This is a genomic window from Pseudomonas sp. 10-1B (assembly GCF_000935045.1).
Taxonomy (GTDB): Bacteria; Pseudomonadota; Gammaproteobacteria; order Pseudomonadales; family Pseudomonadaceae; genus Aquipseudomonas.
Window position 1 is genome coordinate 101,790 of the sequence record NZ_JYKS01000031.1, and the last position, 17,227, is coordinate 119,016.

Annotated in this window: 19 protein-coding genes; 12 read left to right on the plus strand and 7 right to left on the minus strand. The window is 63.4% G+C overall.

The features are described from left to right. The first annotated feature begins 9 nt into the window (after window positions 1–9). The 9 genes from TZ03_RS17520 to TZ03_RS17560 all read left to right on the plus strand — a co-directional run bounded on the left by TZ03_RS17520 (window position 10) and on the right by TZ03_RS17560 (window position 7,827). Entirely contained in the window at window positions 10–1,500 is a 1,491-nt protein-coding gene (locus tag TZ03_RS17520; protein WP_051099469.1) for an aldehyde dehydrogenase, read from the plus strand. Then, entirely contained in the window at window positions 1,497–2,474 is a 978-nt protein-coding gene (locus TZ03_RS17525) for a VOC family protein (protein ID WP_051099470.1), read from the plus strand. The genes TZ03_RS17520 and TZ03_RS17525 overlap by 4 nt, the downstream gene beginning before the upstream one ends. Then, window positions 2,471–2,788 carry a hypothetical protein gene (locus TZ03_RS17530; RefSeq protein WP_051099471.1) on the plus strand — a complete coding sequence of 106 codons (318 nt, stop codon included), beginning with the start codon at window positions 2,471–2,473 and terminating at the stop codon, window positions 2,786–2,788. Before TZ03_RS17525 ends, TZ03_RS17530 begins: the two co-directional genes overlap by 4 nt. Window position 2,789: 1 nt before the next feature. Then, window positions 2,790–3,017 (plus strand): recombinase-like helix-turn-helix domain-containing protein, encoded by a 228-nt coding sequence (locus tag TZ03_RS17535; protein WP_051099472.1) that lies wholly within the window; start codon window positions 2,790–2,792, stop codon window positions 3,015–3,017. 20 nt (window positions 3,018–3,037) lie between these two features. Continuing rightward, window positions 3,038–4,069 (plus strand): aromatic ring-hydroxylating oxygenase subunit alpha, encoded by a 1,032-nt coding sequence (locus TZ03_RS17540; RefSeq protein WP_051099473.1) that lies wholly within the window; start codon window positions 3,038–3,040, stop codon window positions 4,067–4,069. Next, on the plus strand, window positions 4,066–4,503 hold the full coding sequence (locus TZ03_RS17545; RefSeq protein ID WP_051099474.1) for a RidA family protein: 438 nt from the start codon (window positions 4,066–4,068) through the stop codon (window positions 4,501–4,503). The genes TZ03_RS17540 and TZ03_RS17545 overlap by 4 nt, the downstream gene beginning before the upstream one ends. 3 nt (window positions 4,504–4,506) lie before the next feature. After that, complete coding sequence (locus tag TZ03_RS17550) at window positions 4,507–5,466, plus strand: PDR/VanB family oxidoreductase (RefSeq protein WP_051099475.1); 960 nt, start codon at window positions 4,507–4,509, stop codon at window positions 5,464–5,466. Between the two features lie 514 nt (window positions 5,467–5,980). After that, window positions 5,981–7,210, plus strand: coding sequence for a hypothetical protein (locus TZ03_RS17555; protein WP_051099476.1), 1,230 nt, complete (start codon window positions 5,981–5,983; stop codon window positions 7,208–7,210). Window positions 7,211–7,368: 158 nt separating this feature from the next. Beyond that, the gene (locus TZ03_RS17560) at window positions 7,369–7,827 is read left to right on the plus strand and encodes a DUF4265 domain-containing protein (protein WP_051099477.1); all 459 of its coding nucleotides are present in this window, start codon (window positions 7,369–7,371) and stop codon (window positions 7,825–7,827) included. A gap of 3 nt (window positions 7,828–7,830) precedes the next feature. On the opposite strand, the gene TZ03_RS17565 is transcribed toward TZ03_RS17560, so the two are convergent. The 4 genes from TZ03_RS17565 to cysK all read right to left on the minus strand — a co-directional run bounded on the left by TZ03_RS17565 (window position 7,831) and on the right by cysK (window position 11,267). Next, complete coding sequence (locus TZ03_RS17565; RefSeq protein ID WP_051099478.1) at window positions 7,831–8,712, minus strand: DMT family transporter; 882 nt, start codon at window positions 8,710–8,712, stop codon at window positions 7,831–7,833. A 116-nt stretch (window positions 8,713–8,828) separates the two neighbouring features. After that, complete coding sequence (locus TZ03_RS31260; protein ID WP_177328479.1) at window positions 8,829–8,990, minus strand: hypothetical protein; 162 nt, start codon at window positions 8,988–8,990, stop codon at window positions 8,829–8,831. Window positions 8,991–9,183: 193 nt separating this feature from the next. Continuing rightward, window positions 9,184–10,119: an aspartyl/asparaginyl beta-hydroxylase domain-containing protein gene (locus TZ03_RS17570; protein ID WP_051099479.1), complete on the minus strand. Its 936-nt coding sequence runs from the start codon at window positions 10,117–10,119 to the stop codon at window positions 9,184–9,186. Between the two features lie 173 nt (window positions 10,120–10,292). Then, window positions 10,293–11,267: a cysteine synthase A gene (cysK, locus tag TZ03_RS17575; RefSeq protein ID WP_051099480.1), complete on the minus strand. Its 975-nt coding sequence runs from the start codon at window positions 11,265–11,267 to the stop codon at window positions 10,293–10,295. Window positions 11,268–11,401: 134 nt separating this feature from the next. Between cysK and TZ03_RS17580 the strand changes: the two genes are divergently transcribed. The 3 genes from TZ03_RS17580 to TZ03_RS17590 all read left to right on the plus strand — a co-directional run bounded on the left by TZ03_RS17580 (window position 11,402) and on the right by TZ03_RS17590 (window position 14,734). Then, the gene (locus TZ03_RS17580; protein WP_051099481.1) at window positions 11,402–12,475 is read left to right on the plus strand and encodes a DUF748 domain-containing protein; all 1,074 of its coding nucleotides are present in this window, start codon (window positions 11,402–11,404) and stop codon (window positions 12,473–12,475) included. 221 nt (window positions 12,476–12,696) lie between these two features. Then, window positions 12,697–13,542 (plus strand): AAA family ATPase, encoded by an 846-nt coding sequence (locus tag TZ03_RS17585; protein WP_051099482.1) that lies wholly within the window; start codon window positions 12,697–12,699, stop codon window positions 13,540–13,542. 13 nt (window positions 13,543–13,555) lie between these two features. After that, a complete protein-coding gene (locus TZ03_RS17590; RefSeq protein WP_051099483.1) occupies window positions 13,556–14,734 on the plus strand; it encodes a vWA domain-containing protein in 1,179 nt (392 codons plus the stop codon). 115 nt (window positions 14,735–14,849) lie between these two features. Here TZ03_RS17590 and TZ03_RS17595 read toward each other — a convergent pair whose 3' ends face one another. From TZ03_RS17595 to TZ03_RS17605, 3 genes are read right to left on the minus strand one after another with little or no spacing between them, the layout of a single operon-like run. Beyond that, entirely contained in the window at window positions 14,850–15,767 is a 918-nt protein-coding gene (locus tag TZ03_RS17595; RefSeq protein WP_051099484.1) for a biotin-dependent carboxyltransferase family protein, read from the minus strand. Next, window positions 15,764–16,450 carry a 5-oxoprolinase subunit PxpB gene (gene pxpB / locus TZ03_RS17600; RefSeq protein ID WP_051099485.1) on the minus strand — a complete coding sequence of 229 codons (687 nt, stop codon included), beginning with the start codon at window positions 16,448–16,450 and terminating at the stop codon, window positions 15,764–15,766. The genes TZ03_RS17595 and pxpB overlap by 4 nt, the downstream gene beginning before the upstream one ends. Further along, entirely contained in the window at window positions 16,447–17,226 is a 780-nt protein-coding gene (locus TZ03_RS17605) for a 5-oxoprolinase subunit PxpA (protein WP_051099486.1), read from the minus strand. Before TZ03_RS17605 ends, pxpB begins: the two co-directional genes overlap by 4 nt. Between the last annotated feature and the right edge of the window lies 1 nt (window position 17,227).

A 17,227-nucleotide genomic window follows, 5' to 3' on the forward strand; every position in this document is an offset into this window, starting at 1 on the left:
GGACTGCCAATGACTCTGGAACAGACCTTACCCATCTGCATCGCCGGTACCTGGCGCCTGGGCGGTGGCGAGCGCTATGCCACCTGCTACCCGGCCACCGGCGAGCCGGTGGCCTGGCTCAACGCCGCCAGCCTCGACGATGTCGAGCAAGCCGTGCAAGGCGCGCATAAAGCCTTCCTCGACAGTGGCTGGGCCCAGCGCAAGCCCCACGAGCGTGCCGCGGTGCTGTATCGCATCGCCGAACTGATCCGCCAGCGCAGCGAGGAACTGGCACAGCTGCAACGCCAGGACAACGGCAAGCCGATCAATGAAACCCGGGCCCTGGTGGCCAGCGCGGCCGGCACCTTCCAGTTTTTCGCCGCTGCCTGCGAAACCCTGGAAGAAACCATCACCCCGTCACGCGGCGATTTCGTCAGCATGAGCGTGTACGAACCGATGGGCGTGGTGGCGGCGATCACCCCGTGGAACTCGCCGATAGCCAGCGAAGCGCAGAAAGTCGCCCCGGCCCTGGCCGCCGGCAATGCGGTGGTGATCAAACCGGCCGAGATCACCCCGCTGCTGGCCCTGCAGCTGGCGCGCATCTGCGAGGATGCCGGCCTGCCCAAAGGCCTGGTCAGCGTGCTGCCAGGCAAGGGCTCGCTGCTCGGCGATGCGCTGACTCGGCACCCACTGGTAAAGCGCGTGTCGTTCACCGGCGGTACCCGCACTGGCAAGCACATCGCCCATATCGCCGCGGACAAAATGATGCCGGTGTCCCTGGAGCTGGGCGGCAAGTCGCCGACCATCGTCCTCGACGACGCCGACCTGGAGCATGCCGTGGCCGGTGTGCTGTACGGCATCTTCAGCTCATCGGGCGAAGCCTGCATCGCCGGTTCGCGGCTGTTCGTGGCGCGTGCGCTGTACGAGCCGTTCATGGCCCGCCTGAGCGCAGCCGCCGCGCAATTGCGCCTCGGCGACCCTGCCGACGAAAGCACGCAGATGGGGCCGTTGATCAGTGCCGCGCACCGTGAATCCGTAGAGCGCTACGTCGCCCTGGGCCTGGCCGAAGGCGGTCGCTTGCGCCTGGGCGGCGAACGCCCCAGCGGTGGCCTGTTCGACCACGGCTACTTCTACCCGCCGACCATCCTCGAAGGCCTGGGCAACCACCAGCAGGTGTGCCAGGAAGAAATCTTCGGCCCGGTGCTGGTAGCCATGCCCTTCGACAACGAAGCCGAACTGCTCGAACAGGCCAACGACAGCCTGTACGCCCTTGCTGCCGGGATCTGGAGCCGCGACTACAAGCGCGCCTGGGCCCTGGGCCGCAAGCTCCAGGCCGGCACGGTGTGGATCAACACCTACAAGCAGTTCTCCATCTCGACCCCGTTCGGCGGCTGGCGCGACAGCGGCCTGGGCCGGGAAAAGGGCCGGCTCGGCATCCTGCAGTACATGGAACAGAAAAGCCTCTACTGGGGCATGAACCAACAACCACTGGCCTGGGCCGGTGTGGAGGCAAGGCCATGAGCGTACTGGGCATCGACGAAGTCACCTATGGTGTGGAAGACCTGGACACCTGCGTGCGCTTCTTCGCCGACTGGGGCCTGACCCAGGTCAGCGAACAAGCTGACGAGGTGATCTTCGAAACCCTCAACGGTTGCCGGGTGGTGCTCGCCCACCTGGACAAACCCGGCCTGCCGCCGGCCATCGAGCCAGGCTCGACCGTGCGCGAGGTGGTCTGGGGTGTGCAGAGCGAAGCCGACCTGGCGCTGTACAGCCAGCGCATCGCCAACGACCCAGGCTTCGTCGAAGGCGACGGCCGCATCGGCTGCACCGACCCCAATGGCCTGGCGATTCGCCTGCAGGTCACCCGCAAACGCCCGCTGGACCTCGAATGCAGCGGCCACAACACCTGGCAGGTCAAGGGCCGAATCAACAAGCCCGCGCCGGTCTATGAGCGCGCCACGCCCATCGAAGTCGGCCACGTGGTGTTCTTCGTCAAGGACATCAATGCCTGCGAGGCCTTCTACCACGAGCGCTTCGGCTTCCAGGCCTCGGACCGCTACCCCAACCGCGGCGCCTTCCTGCGCACCGCCGAGGAAGGCGGCCACCACGACCTGTTCATGCTGCAGCTGCCAGCACCGCGCGCAGGCCTCAACCACGTGGCCTTCACCGTGCGCGACCTGCACGAGGTGTTCGGCGGCGGCATGCACATCTCCCGCTGCGGCTGGAGCACCGAGATCGGCCCAGGCCGCCACCCGGTGTCGTCGGCGTTCTTCTGGTACTTCAAGAACCCCGCCGGTGCACTGGTCGAGTACTACGCCGATGAAGACCAACTGACCGGCGACTGGCAGCCCCGCGAATTCGAGCCGGGGCCGACGGTGTTCGCCGAATGGGCGATCGCCGGCGGCATCGATGGCCACACCCGGCGCCAGCAGCATGCCGAGGCGCCGCAAGGCAAGTTTCTCACCGACAAGCCCAAGGAGCAGGGTAAGCCATGAGCGAATCGATGCTGTTGACGGTGCTGCTCCGGCACGACCAGTCGAAGAACCTGGAGCAGATCCAGGGCCATATGAAGCAGGTGGGTTGGTGGGACAGCTTTCCGCCCGAGGGCGTGGAGGTGGTGTCCTGGACCGTGGCCATGGGCCTGGGTCAGATCGTCACCCTGCGCCTGCCGCCGAGCCTGCTGAGCAAGGTCAATGTGGAACTGGAGCGCGCCGCCTGGGGCGTGTTCCGCACCGAATGCTACCCGACGTACGACTTTGTCCCAGTTCGCGAAACGATCCGCGAACGGGTCCGCAATGGAGGCCAATGACATGACTGACACCGAACGCTACCTGCAACCCCATCAGGCCCGCAAACGGCCCAACACCCCGTTCGAAGACCTGCTCGGCGACTCTATCGAGCGCGCCTACGGCGGTGGCGTGAGCGAGTTGAGCGAGCTGCTGGCACACCTGAACCTGGCTGGCCCGCCTTGCCCGCTGACCACCGGAGAGTGGACCGAGGATGCCTATAAAACCCTGATGGCTCGGCTGGGCGAATGACCCACCGGAGGTAGAACAAGATGAACATGCACGTAACCGTCGACCCTGTTGAGCAACACCTGGCCAATGGCCTGAAAGACCTCTGGTTCCCGGTCCTGCCGTCGGAACTGGTAGGCGACAAGCCCGTCTCGATCCGCCGCCTGGGCTACAAGATCGCCCTGTGGCGTGACAACGACGGCAGTGTCCATGCCCTCGAGGACCACTGCCCGCACCGTGGCGCGCCGCTGTCTCAGGGGCCGGTGCTGGGCGACCGCCTGCAATGCCCGTATCACGGCGTCGAAGTGCGCTGCGACGGCACCGTCGTCAAGGTCCCCGGCAGCCCCGGCTGCAAGCTCGAAGGCAGCCGCCCGACGCGGATGTTCCATACCCGCGAGGCAGCGGGGGCGATCTTCCTGTTCAACGCAACCGACCCGCACCTGGAGACTCCACCAGAGCTGGTGCTGCCCGAGCAGCTGACCTCCCCCGAGTGGAGCAGCTTCCTCTGCTACACCGAATGGAAAGGCGACTACCGCTACGTGCTGGACAATGTCATGGACCCGATGCACGGGACCTACCTGCACAAGATGTCCCACTCCATGAGCGAAGGCGAAGCCACCGCCAAGTTCGTCACCCGCGATACCGAGCAGGGCTTCTTCTTCGAAAAGGAAGGCCAGCGCGGGGTCAACTTCGACTGGACCGAATTCCTCGACAACGGCTGCCACTGGCTGCGCCTGGAGATCCCCTACCCCAAGACCGGCGGCCCGGGCGGCAACTTCACCATCATCGGCAGCTATACCCCCAGCAGCCGCGCCTTGTCCGCCGTGTTCCACTGGCGCGCGCGACCACTGACCGGCTGGCAGCGCGACACCTGGCGCTTCCTCTACAAGAACCGCCTGGAGGCCCGTCACTGGGCGGTGCTGGAGCAGGACCGGGTGTTGCTGGAGTTCATGGAGCCAGACGCCAACCAGCGCGAGAACCTCTACCAGCATGACCTGGGCGTGGTGCGCCTGCGCCGCTACCTCAAGGGCAAGGCCAAGGAGCAACTGGCCCTGATCGAAGCGAAACAGCTATGAGCCAGGCCGTACAGCGAATCCAGGCCCCGGGCCTGGACGAGCTGGCCACGGCCAGCTGGTCCAACGCCCTGTTGATCGGCAACGAGCTGGTGATGTCCGGCATGACCGCCCATCCGGCAACGCGCCAGGCCGCCGAAACCGGCGCGCCGCTGGATGCCTACACCCAGACCCTGCAGGTCCTGGGCAAGGCCAAGGCGCTGGTCGAGGCCGCTGGCGGGCATGTCGGCAACCTGTACCGGTTGACGGTGTACGTCACCCGGATCGCCGACAAGGACGCCGTCGGCCGCGCGCGTCGCGACTTCTTCGAGGGGTTCGCCTGCTACCCCACCTCCACCCTCGTCGAAGTCAGCGCCTTGGTGTTCCCTGAACTGCTGGTGGAAATCGAAGCCAGCGCCCGGCTCGACATTGACTTGCGCACTGCGCCATCGAGGTGACCGATGTCCAACTCCCCCACCCTCACCGCGCTGGTCCATACCCTGCGCCATGAAGCCGAAGGCATCCTCAGCGTCGAACTGCGCCCCTGGGGCGATACTGTGTTCCCACCGTTCGAAGCAGGCTCGCACATCGACCTGCACCTGCCCAATGGCCTGGTGCGCAGCTACTCGCTGCTCAACTCGCCAAGCGACCAGGGCCGCTATGTCGTCGGTATCCTGCGCGACCGCAACAGCCGCGGTGGCTCGAAGTTCGTCCACGAACAACTGCGGGTCGGCACCCAGCTGAACATCTCGCCACCGCGCAATAACTTCCCCCTCGACCCACAGGCCAGCCACAGCGTGCTGGTGGCCGGCGGCATCGGCATCACGCCGATCTACTGCATGTTCCGCCAGCTGCTGGCCCTGGGCAAATCCGCCGAGCTGATCTACTGCGCCCGCTCGCGCAAGGAAGCGGCGCTGCTGGAAGAACTCAGCGGCCTCGGCGCCAAGGTGGTCTACCACTTCAACGACGAGAAGAACGCCATGCCGAACCTGGCCAGCTACCTGGCCGGCCGCCCGAGCGACACGCACTTCTACTGCTGCGGCCCGACGCCGATGCTCGACGCCTTCGAAAGCACCTGCGAAAGCCTCGGCTACCCGCATGCACACATCGAACGCTTCACCGCCGCCGAACTGCCGCCATCGGAAGATGCCCAGGACAGCTATAGCGTCGAGTTGAAGAAGTCTGGCAAGACGCTCGCTGTCGAACCGGGGCTGAACCTGCTCGATCTGCTGCTCGAAGCGGGGTGCGATGTCGAGTACAGCTGCCGCGAAGGCGTCTGTGGCTCCTGCGAGACCCGGGTACTGGAGGGTGACATCGACCATCGCGACGGAGTGCTGACCAAGGCCGAACGGGCTGCGAATACCTCGATGATGGTGTGCGTTTCCGGCTGCAAGAGCCGACGCCTGGTGCTCGATCTTTAAACGGACTGCCTGCGCGCTATTGGCCGACCATAAAGAGTCGGCCTTTTTTTTAGTTCGCCACAGCATTTTTAGCGTCGGTGAGATCGAGCGCCACCTCAGAACCCAAACCAAGCACCTGGTAGCCCTCACCCTATCTCCCCGCCCCCCCTGCTATTTATTCGCCGGCAAAACAAAACAGCCTCATTAACGTTCATTGTGCACTTTGGACGCACCACAACAGCACCGCCTTGTTACGTTCTTTCCAACCGTTCCAAATACGGTACAAATCAACACGTTTCAAATATAAATAATTGATTCAACTGATTTTTTTAAAAATACCAACACACCCCTGCACTGGCACAGTTCCTGCTCTTTCTTCCCCGTATTCATAGCTCAAACAGCATCTCATATATAAAACAATAAAAACCCAACCTTCCAGTTATCCGCGTGCCACATCAACTTCCCAAGGTTTGCCTGTTTCAAGGCCGGGACCAGTGTTGCCAGCGGAAACTGCTCAACCTTGTGGGGCATCGATATGAACAAATATGTGATAAGCCTGGGCCTGATCATCGGCAGTTGCGCCGCTTTCGCCTCCGAGCCTGGCCCTGCGGCACCGGACCAGCCACCTGCGGTGAAAAAACCGTTCCCGCACATCGCCTGGCGTAGCGACGATGGCGAGAGTTCGCTGGATATCGGTGGCGCCCTGCGGGTGAACTACCGGGACGAACATTGGGACACCACCGAGAACAACGGGCGCTTTCTCTTCGATACCTTCCGCGTGGATGTCCAGGCCAGCCACAAGCGCCTGTTCAGCGATGTCGGCTACTGGTTCCAGGACGACGGCAAACACTCGATCGACCGGGGCTTCGTCGGCTACCGCTTCAGCCCCCAGGCCAACCTGCAATTAGGCGCACCGTTCAAGCCCTTCGGCCTGGAGCCCTACCCACAGTTCGGCTGGAGCTATCACATCCCGTTCTTCATGGGCTACGGTGTCAGCGCTGGCACGGGCCTCAAGTACAGTTACAAAGACGCGCAATGGGACCTGCAACTCGGTTATTTCCCACGCATGCTGCCGTCGGGCATCCGTTACTCGCCGGAAGTCGGCCGCTACAGCGATCTGGACGACAATGCCGTGCCCTTCACCCAGTCGCGCCAGGACAACGAAAAACGCAACCAGCTCAACGCTCGCGTTGCCCGCACCTTCAGCGGCGATGGCTGGAAAACCGAGCTCGGTGCGTCGCTGGCCACCGCCGAGCTGTACAACGCCACCACCCATGACGACGGTGACTACTGGGCTGCCGGCGTACATGCCCTGTTCAACCACGGGCCCTGGACCGTGACCGGCCAGGCGATCCGCTATGAGTACGACCCGAAGAACCCCGCCGGTGTCAGTGACGATGCCGTGCTGATGGGCGGCAACGGCCTGACCCCGGCCTACCTGATCGCCTCGAAGGCGACCATCGCCGCGCTCAACGTCGGCTATGACGTGTTCACGCCGAAGCTGGGCCAGTTGAAGAAGATCAAGTTCTACACCGACTACAGCCGCATGATGAAAGATGAAAGTGGCTGGGACGATTCGCAGATGTTCACCGTCGGCGCGCAGTTTCTGGCGATGCCGATCATGGCCTGGGTCGACCTGACCTGGGCGCGCAATGCCAACCCATTTGGCGGGGCAGAAAACGGCACGGGATGGACCAGTACCAGCTCGGTAGGCAGCAATGACTGGTATTACCGGACCAATATCAATATCGGCTACTACTTCTGAGTGTTGTATTGAGCGCACCAGCCCTATCGCCGGCAAGCCAGCTCCCACAGGCTCCCTACTGTACCTGTGGGAGCCGGCTTGCCGGCGATAGGGCCAGTGAAGACAACACACAAAAAGGGCATTACCATAAGCCGCCCTCCTGTAGCTGACCCCCGAACATGTCCTGCGACTACAAGATCGTGCTCTGGCGCCTGCAACAGGATGCCCACGGCTACCCACCTGCCTCGGTCGAAGGCCTCTGGGCAAGGCGTACCGCCAACGGTTACCAGGTCGACAGCATCCCCTTCCATGTTTACGGCATCGCCCCCGGCGACATCATCAGCACCACCGAAGAAGGGGAACAATCCTGGTTCCAAGCCCTGCAACATAGCGCAGGTTCATCGGTATTTCGCATCCGGGTGAAGGCCGCCGCTGATCTTGAGCAGGTTCGCACGGCAGTCGAGGAATTCGGCTGCCAGTGCCAAATCGAACCCGCAGTCAGGATGCTGGCCGTCGAACTACCGCCAACTCGTACCCTCGACACCCTGCTCTACTACTTGCTGACCCAGCGCGATGCCGGCACCCTGGACTTCGAGGAAGGCGTGCTGCGCCACCCCATCCCCGAAGAGTTCCGCTAGGGTTTAGGCCTCGGCCAAGCGCGCGGCGGGCTTGCGGAACACGAACAGCAGGCCCACCACGATCAGCCCCATGCCCAGCAAGCTGAGCGGTGCCAGGCGGTTACCAAAGATCAGCAAGTCCATCACTGCGGTAACCGCCGGCACCAGGTAGAACAGGCTGGTGACATTGACCAGGTTGCCCTTGGCGATCAGCCGGTACAGCAGCAAGGTGGCCAGCAGCGAAACCACCAACCCCATCCACAGCAACGCCCCGACGAAGCCACCGGTCCATTGCACATGCAACGGCTGCAACGGCGCGAACAGCGCGCACATGGCAAAGCCGGCCAGATACTGCAGCGGCAGTGTACCCATGGGGTTATCGGTGATGCGCTTTTGCAGGATCGAGCCAAAGGTCATGCTGGCCAGCGCCAGCAGGGCGAACAACATCCCCGCCAGCGATACCCCACCCAGGTTGATGCCTTGGTAGACCACCATGATCAAGCCGCCCAGCCCCAACGCCAGGCCGAACAAACGGCTCCAGGAGCGCTGACGCTCCATCAGCACCACGGTAAGGATAGGTTGTACCCCCATGACCGTGGCCATGACGCCGGGTGTGACGTGGGTGTTGAGCGCCAACAGATAGAAGATCTGGTAAGCGCCGAGTAGCACACACCCGGTGCCCAGGGCACGCAGGATGGCCCCGCGACTGCGCGGCCAGCGCAGCCCCAGCAGCGGGCCGATCAGCAGCAGGCCGGCCAGGGCCAGCGCCGAGCGCAACAGCAGGAAGGCGAACGGGCTGGCATGCGCCAGGCCCAGCTTGGAGACGATCGCCCCACTGCTCCACAGCAGGACGAACAGGCTGGTAGTGGCCGCCGAGGCCACGGATGCTTTGGTAAAGACAGACATGTATTGCCACCTGATATTAGGCGAATAAGCCAAACGGACGGCGTGCGCTTCAGCGTGGGAAGTAGCCGACCGTGTTCAGTAGGTTGCGTGTGCGAAAGGGTACGGCCAGAAGCCGATCAGCCCAGCACGACCACGCAAGGAGGCGGAGCTACGCCGCCTACGACGCCACTGACAGGTGGTGGGTAGTGACTGATCATGGCCGGCTGCTGGCTGCCACGCACGACCATGCCCGCGACTGGCGCGATGGCAAAGCTGGTGGTGGAAGGGTTGGCTGGCATGAGCAGGTCTTCAGGGAAGATAAGTGTTTCGGAATATAGCGGTGAATTAGGGGATGGGCAATAGCTGACTTTATATGTTGCCTGGGCTGGCCTCTTCGCGGGTGAACCCGCTCCCACATGGTGCATCACCCCTTTCAAGGGATGTGGAAATCCTATGGGAGCGGGTTCACCCGCGAAGAGGCCGGGCCTGCTATCAGAACAACCAGCGGTAAAGCAGATACGCCACCACCACCGCCAGCACCGGCCGCAGCACACGGTAGGCCTTGGGGTTGGCGCGTTTGAACTGCTTCACATGGCCACTGATCTTGTTGCTGAAGCGCTTGCTCCAGGCATAGGCCTGGTTGATCCCGCCCACGCGTTCGTCATCGGTGTTCTGCGGCGCGGTGGCGCGGCCGAGGAAGGCGCTGACCTGGCGGTTGATGCGGGTCATCAGCGGGCTGCTCAGCGGGCGTTCGATGTCGCAGAACAGGATCACCCGGGTAACGTCGGTCTCGTTCTTGACCCAGTGCACGTAGGTTTCATCGAACATCACATCCTCGCCGTCACGCCAGGCGTAGGGCTGGCCGTCGACGTAGATGCGGCAGGCATCCGAGTTGGGCGTGGCCAGGCCCAGGTGATAGCGCAGGGAACCGGCGAACGGGTCGCGGTGCGGGTTCAGGTGGCTGCCGCCGGGCAACAGAGCGAACATCGCGCCCTTGACGTTAGGGATGCTGCTGACCAGCTCGACGGTGCGCGGGCACAGGGCTTCGGCCGATGGCAGCGGTTTGTCGTACCACTTCAGGTAGAAGCGCTTCCAGCCTTTCTTGAAGAACGAACCGAAGCCGGCATCGTTGTCCTTCTCGGCGGCACGGATGTAGCCCTCGTCGAACAGGCGCATGGCCTCTTCGCGGATTTCCTGCCAGTTGTCCTTCAGCACGTCCAGCTCGGGGAAGCGCTGGCGGTCCAGGTACGGCTTGGATGGCACGCCGGAAAACAGGTACATCAGGCTGTTATAAGGGGCGAACAGCGCCGAATGGTTGACGAACTGGCGCAACACCGGCAGGCGGGCCTTGCCGCGCAGGTGAACGAACAGCACACTGCCGAAAAACACCAGCAAGACACCCGCCTTGGCTGCAAAGGAAAAGGTCATGCTTTCACTCCTTGGGGAAGAGACAGGGCTGCGCGGCCTGCTCTCCTGAAAATCATCCGGCCATCATAAACCGATCCCGCCGAGGTAAAAACAACCTGGGCGGGATCTCACTGATGAAGATTTTGCAATGAACCAAGCCGCCGAACGTTGCGCCGGATCAGCGGCAGGGCCGATTACTGCTGGTTTTCCTGCTCGCTGAACATGTCGCTGAACAGCATGCTCGACAGGTAACGCTCACCCGAATCCGGCAGGATTACGACGATGGTCTTACCTTGCATTTCCGGTTTTTCTGCCAGGCGCACGGCCGCCGCCATCGCCGCGCCACAGGAAATACCGCAGAGAATGCCCTCTTCCCGCATCAGGCGGATGGCCATGGCCTTGGACTCTTCATCGGTCACCGTCTCTACCTGGTCGACGATCGACAGGTCGAGGTTCTTTGGCACGAAGCCGGCACCGATACCCTGGATCTTGTGCGGGCTGGGCTTGAGCTCTTCGCCGGCCAGGGTCTGGCTGATCAGCGGCGAAGCCACGGGTTCCACGGCCACCGACAGGATCGCCTTGCCTTGGGTATGCTTGATGTAGCGCGACACGCCGGTGATGGTGCCCCCGGTGCCCACGCCCGCCACCAGCACGTCGACCGCGCCGTCGGTGTCGTTCCAGATTTCCGGGCCGGTGGTCTTTTCATGGATCGCCGGGTTGGCCGGGTTTTCGAACTGGCCCGGCAGGAAGTACTGGGCCGGGTCGGAGGCGACGATTTCGTTGGCCTTCTCGATGGCGCCTTTCATGCCCTTGGCCGGGTCGGTCAGCACCAGTTCGGCGCCCAGCGCCTTCAAGACCTTGCGCCGTTCCAGGCTCATCGAGGCGGGCATGGTCAGCATCAGCTTGTAGCCACGGGCGGCGGCGACGAAGGCCAGGCCGATGCCAGTGTTGCCCGAGGTGGGCTCGACAATGGTCATGCCCGGCTTGAGCTTGCCGCTGCTCTCGGCATCCCAGACCATGCTCGCGCCGATGCGGCACTTGACCGAATAGCCCGGGTTGCGCCCTTCGATCTTGGCCAGGATGGTCACGCCGCGCGGGGCGATGCGGTTGATCTGCACCAGCGGCGTGTTGCCGATGGAGTGGGCGTTGTCTGCAAAGATACGGCTCATGGCAGGGGTCCTTGGCATGAAAAAAAGCAGGGAAAGACCTCAAGGGTAAGCCTGGGCCGATGGCCCGTAAAGCCTGTTCGAACTCCCTGGCCAAGCCCGCGGTCAACCACACAAGCCGCTTTGGAGAACCTGCGATGAAAGGTCGCTACCGCTGGCCGCTGGTCGGCCTGGCCAGCCTGGTCATGCTGCTGATAGCCCTGCACCTGGCCCTGCCCTACCTGGTGCGCGACTACCTGAACGACAAGCTGGCCGACATGGGCGACTACCGTGGCCAGGTGGCCGACGTGGACCTGGCCTGGTGGCGCGGTGCGTACCAGATCAACGGGCTGAAGATCGTCAAGACCACTGGCAAGGTCCCGGTGCCGTTTCTCGACGCACCGCTGATCGACCTGTCGGTGAGCTGGCATTCGCTGATCTACGACAAGGCCGTGGTGGCCGAGGTGACCTTCGAGCGCCCGGTGCTGAACTTCGTCGACGGGGGCAGCAAGCAGGCGTCGCAAACCGGCCAGGGTACCGACTGGCGCCAGCAACTGGACAAACTGCTGCCGATCACCCTCAACGAAGTGCACATCGAAAATGGCACCCTGACCTTTCGCAATTTCAACTCGAAACCGCCAGTCGACCTCAAGGCCACCCGGCTGGACGCGCAGATCCGTAACCTGACCAATGTCCGTGACGAAAAAGGCCGCCGCGATGCGAGCTTCGAGGCCACTGCGCTCATAGCCGGCGATGCCAAGATGGAGAGCCGTGCCACCTTCGACCCGTTCAGTGATTTCGATGACTTCGAGTTTCGGCTTCGCGCCACCGGCATCGAACTGCGCAAGCTCAACGACTTCGCCAGCGCCTATGGAAAATTCGACTTCAATGCCGGGCATGGCGATGTGGTCATCGAGGCCCAGGCCGAGAACGGCCGGTTGAACGGCTATATAAAGCCACTGCTGCGCGATGTCGATGTGTTCGACTGGCAGCAGGACGTCGAGGAAAAGGACAAGGGCTTTTTCCGTTCGGTTTGGGAGGCGCTGGTAGGCGCGACCGAGACCGTGCTGAAGAACCAGCCGAAGAACCAGTTCGCCACCCGTGTAGAACTGAGCGGCAGCGTGCACAAGCAGGATATCAGCGCCTTCGAGGCATTCTTGCAGATACTGCGCAACGGCTTTATCCAGGCGTTCAATGCGCGCTATGAGCAGCCGGCACCGAAGTCCGGCTGAGCGGACGTGACGGGGCATTCAGGGACTGAATACCCGGTCTGCGTTTGCAGCCGCCTAGCCCCGCGTTATAGTCGGTAACAAATCGAAAATAGGTGTTGGGCCTTTCGCGGGCACGCCCGCTCCCACAGGTACCCCACAGTTCCAGATACTTGTGCAATACCTGTGGGAGCGGGCGTGCCCGCGAAGAGGCCAGTACAGGCTTACAACAGAGGACAGCCCCCATGAAGTTCGAAGGCACCCGCGACTACGTCGCCACAGACGACCTGAAACTGGCGGTAAACGCGGCCATCACCCTCGAACGCCCGCTGCTGGTCAAGGGCGAGCCCGGCACCGGCAAGACCATGCTCGCCGAACAGTTGGCGGCCTCGCTCGGTGCGCGCCTGATCACCTGGCACATCAAGTCCACCACCAAGGCCCACCAGGGCCTGTACGAGTACGACGCAGTCAGCCGCCTGCGTGACTCGCAGCTGGGCGTGGACAAAGTCCACGATGTGCGCAACTACCTGAAAAAGGGCAAGCTCTGGGAGGCCTTCGAGGCCGAAGAGCGGGTCATCCTGCTGATCGACGAAATCGACAAGGCCGACATCGAGTTCCCCAACGACCTGCTGCAAGAGCTCGACAAGATGGAGTTCTACGTCTACGAAATCGACGAGACCATCAAGGCCAGGCAGCGCCCGATCATCATCATCACCTCCAACAACGAAAAGGAGCTGCCGGACGCCTTCCTGCGCCGCTGCTTCTTCCACTACATCGCCTTCCCCGACCGCGGGACCCTGCAGCGCATCGTCGATGTGCACTACCCCAACATCAGCCAGTCGCTGGTCAGCGAGGCGCTGGATGTGTTCTTCGACGTGCGCAAGGTACCGGGCCTGAAGAAAAAGCCGTCCACCTCCGAGCTGGTCGACTGGCTCAAGTTGCTGATGGCCGACAACATCGGCGAAGCCGTGCTGCGTGAACGCGACCCGACCAAGGCCATTCCGCCGCTGGCCGGTGCGCTGGTGAAGAACGAGCAGGACGTACAGTTGCTCGAGCGCCTGGCCTTCATGAGCCGGCGCGGCAACCGCTGACAGGAGCCGGGCCATGCTGCTCAACCTGTTCAATGAAATGCGCGCGGCCAAGGTGCCGGTGTCGGTACGCGAACTGCTCGACCTGCACCAGGCCCTGCAAAAGCACGTGGTGTTCGCCGACATGGACGAGTTCTACTACCTCGCCCGCGCCATCCTGGTGAAGGACGAACGCCACTTCGACAAGTTCGACCGGGCCTTCGCCGCCTACTTCAAGGGCCTGGAAAACCTCGACCGGCACATCGAGGCGCTGATCCCCGAAGACTGGCTGCGCAAGGAGTTCGAGCGTTCGCTGAGCGATGAAGAACGTGCGCAGATCCAGTCCCTGGGTGGCCTGGACAAGCTGATCGAGGAATTCAAGAAACGCCTCGAAGAACAGAAGGAACGCCACGCCGGCGGCAACAAGTGGATCGGCACCGGCGGTACCAGCCCGTTCGGCTCGGGCGGTTTCAACCCCGAAGGCATCCGCGTGGGCGAGGCCGGCAAGCGCCAGGGCAAGGCGGTGAAGGTGTGGGACCAGCGCGAGTACAAGAACCTCGACGACCAGGTGGAGCTGGGCACGCGCAACATCAAGCTGGCCCTGCGCCGGCTGCGCAAGTTCGCCCGCGAAGGCGCCGCCGAAGAGCTGGACATCGACGGCACCATCGACCATACGGCGCGTGACGCCGGGCTGTTGAACATCCAGATGCGCCCCGAGCGGCGCAACACGGTGAAACTGCTGTTGCTGTTCGACATCGGCGGCTCGATGGATGCCCACGTCAAGGTCTGCGAAGAGCTGTTCTCGGCGTGCAAGACCGAGTTCAAGCACCTGGAGTACTACTACTTCCACAACTTCGTGTACGAGTCGGTGTGGAAGAACAACCTGCGCCGTACCTCGGAGCGGTATTCCACCTTCGACCTGCTGCACAAGTACGGCGATGACTACAAGGTGGTGTTCGTCGGCGACGCGGCCATGGCGCCCTACGAGATCACCCAGCCGGGTGGCAGTGTGGAGCACTGGAACGAAGAAGCCGGGTACGTGTGGATGCAGCGCTTCATGGAGAAGTTCAGGAAGATCATCTGGATCAACCCGTATCCGAAGCAGGCCTGGGACTACACCGCCTCGACCCATCTGGTGCGGGATTTGATCGAAGACAAGATGTACCCGCTGACCTTGCAGGGGTTGGAGGAAGGCATGCGCTACCTGTCCAAGTGAGGTTGCCTGTACCGGCCCATTCGCGGGTAAACCCGCTCCTACAAGGGATTGCACAGGCCAGAGACCAGCATCGTCCTGTGTAGGAGCGGGTTCACCCGCGAAGAGGCCAGAGGCCTTACAACCAACGGTCCAGGTAAAGCTTATGGTGCCGCCAGGCCTCGTCCTGCACCACCGCCCGGAACCGCACCACCGCCCCCGGCATGCACTGCGCCAGTTGCGCCAGCGCCAGCGGCGTCAATGCCCCCAGCCGCGGGTACCCACCAATGGTCTGGCGGTCATTGAGCAGCACAATCGGCTGCCCATCCGGCGGCACCTGCACCGCCCCCAGCGGAATCCCTTCGGAAATCATCGGTGCGCCCTGGTAGACCAGCTGCGGCCCCAGCAAACGGATGCCCATGCGGTCGGCCCGGCTGTCCAGGGTCCACTCGCGGTTGAACGCTTCGAACAGGCTGGTACCGCTGAAATCGCCGATCTGCGCGCCCATCACCAAGTCCAGCACAGGCTTTGGTTCATAGCGCGGGCGTAGCGCTTCTGGCACCTCGCGCAGGGTCGCTGTAGTGCCAAAAAATGCCAGCGCCTGGCCTTTGCCAAGCGCACGACCCTGGCCATCGATACCGCCCAGCTCCTCCCGCACGACGGTGGCACAACTGCCCAGCACATTCTCGCCGTGAAAGCCGCCAGGTGACGCCAGGTAAGCCCGCACGCCCTGCTTCGGCTGCTTCAAGGTCAAGCGCTGCCCCTTGGCCAAGGCAAAGCTGCGCCAGGGCGCCAATGGCTGATCATCGACCCGCGCATCCAGGTCGGCACCGGCAAGGGCCAACACACAATCCTGTTCGGCCACCACACAGAAACCACCCAGCGCCACCTCGACCACCGGCGCACCCAGCGGGTTGCCCAGCAGCCAGTTGGCCCAGTGCATCGCCACCCAATCCAGCGCCCCGCCCTGGGTCACGCCCAGGTGGCGCACGCCGAAGCGCCCGGCGTCCTGCAACTGGCACAGCGGCGTACTGGCCTCGATTTTCAGCTGTTTCATCCTTGCGCCTCCACATCACCGCCCAAGGCCAGGAATTCGCTGCGCGAAACCGCCACGAAGCGCACCCGGTCGCCGGGTTGCAACAGGCTGTAGCCTTCACGCGCCCGATCGAACAACCGCACCGGGGTACGGCCGATCAGGTTCCAGCCGCCCGGCGATACCGCCGGATACGCCGCCGTCTGGCGCTCGGCAATGCCGACACTGCCAGCCGCCACACGCTTGCGCGGCGTGCTCAGGCGCGGGCTGGCCAGGCGCTCATCCACGAGGCCCATGAAGCCGAAACCGGGGGCAAAGCCCAGGGCAAACACCGGGTATTCGCGTTCACTGTGCAAGCGAATCACCTCGGCTTCGCTCAATCCGCTGCGGGCAGCCAGCAAAGGCAGCTCAGGGCCGACGCTGGCGTCGTACCACACCGGGATCTCATGGCGACGGCCGCCGCTGCCGGTATCCGGCCGTAGCCCTTCCAGCGCCTGGGTGATCAGCGCCCTCGCCTCGCCCGGCGGCAGGTCGAACTGCAGCATCAGCGTGGTATAGGACGGCACCAGGTCCAGCAGGTGCTCGCCGAACGCCGTGCTCAAGCGCTGGCTGGCGGCGAGCATCCACGGCATGTTGGCCTCGTCGATACGGTCGAACAGGCGCACCATCAGGCTGTCGATGGCCACGACTTCGATGCGCGGTTTCATCGCGACTCCAGGGCATCGAGGGCCTGGCGAATCTGCCGCACCGCTGCCACCGAACTGTCGTTGTCGCCGTGCACGCAGAGGGTGCTGGCCTCGAGCTTCAACGCACTGCCATCGTCAGCCACCAAGTTGTCGCCACGGGCCAGGCGCACCGCCTGCTCCACCACCAGCACCGGGTCGTGGTGCACCGCACCCGGCAGGCGCCGCGATACCAAGTGGCCACTGGCGGTGTAGGCGCGGTCAGCGAACGCCTCGAACCACAGCGGCACGCCGACTTCATCGCCCAAGGCCTGGGCGGCGCGGTTGTCGGCAGTGGCCATGAGCATCAGTGGCAGGTTGCTGTCGTAAGCTGCGACGGCTTCCAGCACGGTACGCAGCTTGAGCGGGTCGGCCATCATGTCGTTGTACAGCGCACCATGGGGCTTCACGTAGGCCACGCGGCCACCCAGCACCTTGCAGATGCCATCCAGCGCACCGATCTGGTAGTGCAGCAGGTCGCGGATTTCCTCCGGGCTGCAGGCCATGGAGCGGCGGCCGAAGCCGACCAGGTCCGGGTAGGCCGGATGCGCGCCGATGTTCACCCCATGCTCCAATGCCAGGGCCACTGTACGGCGCATGATGCCAGGGTCGCCGGCGTGATAGCCGCAGGCGATGTTGGCGCAATCGATATAGGGCATGACCTCGGCATCCAGGCCCATGCGCCAGCTGCCGAAACTCTCGCCCATGTCGCAATTGAGTAGCAGGCGCTCCACCACTCGGCCTCCCTTATCGTTGTTCATA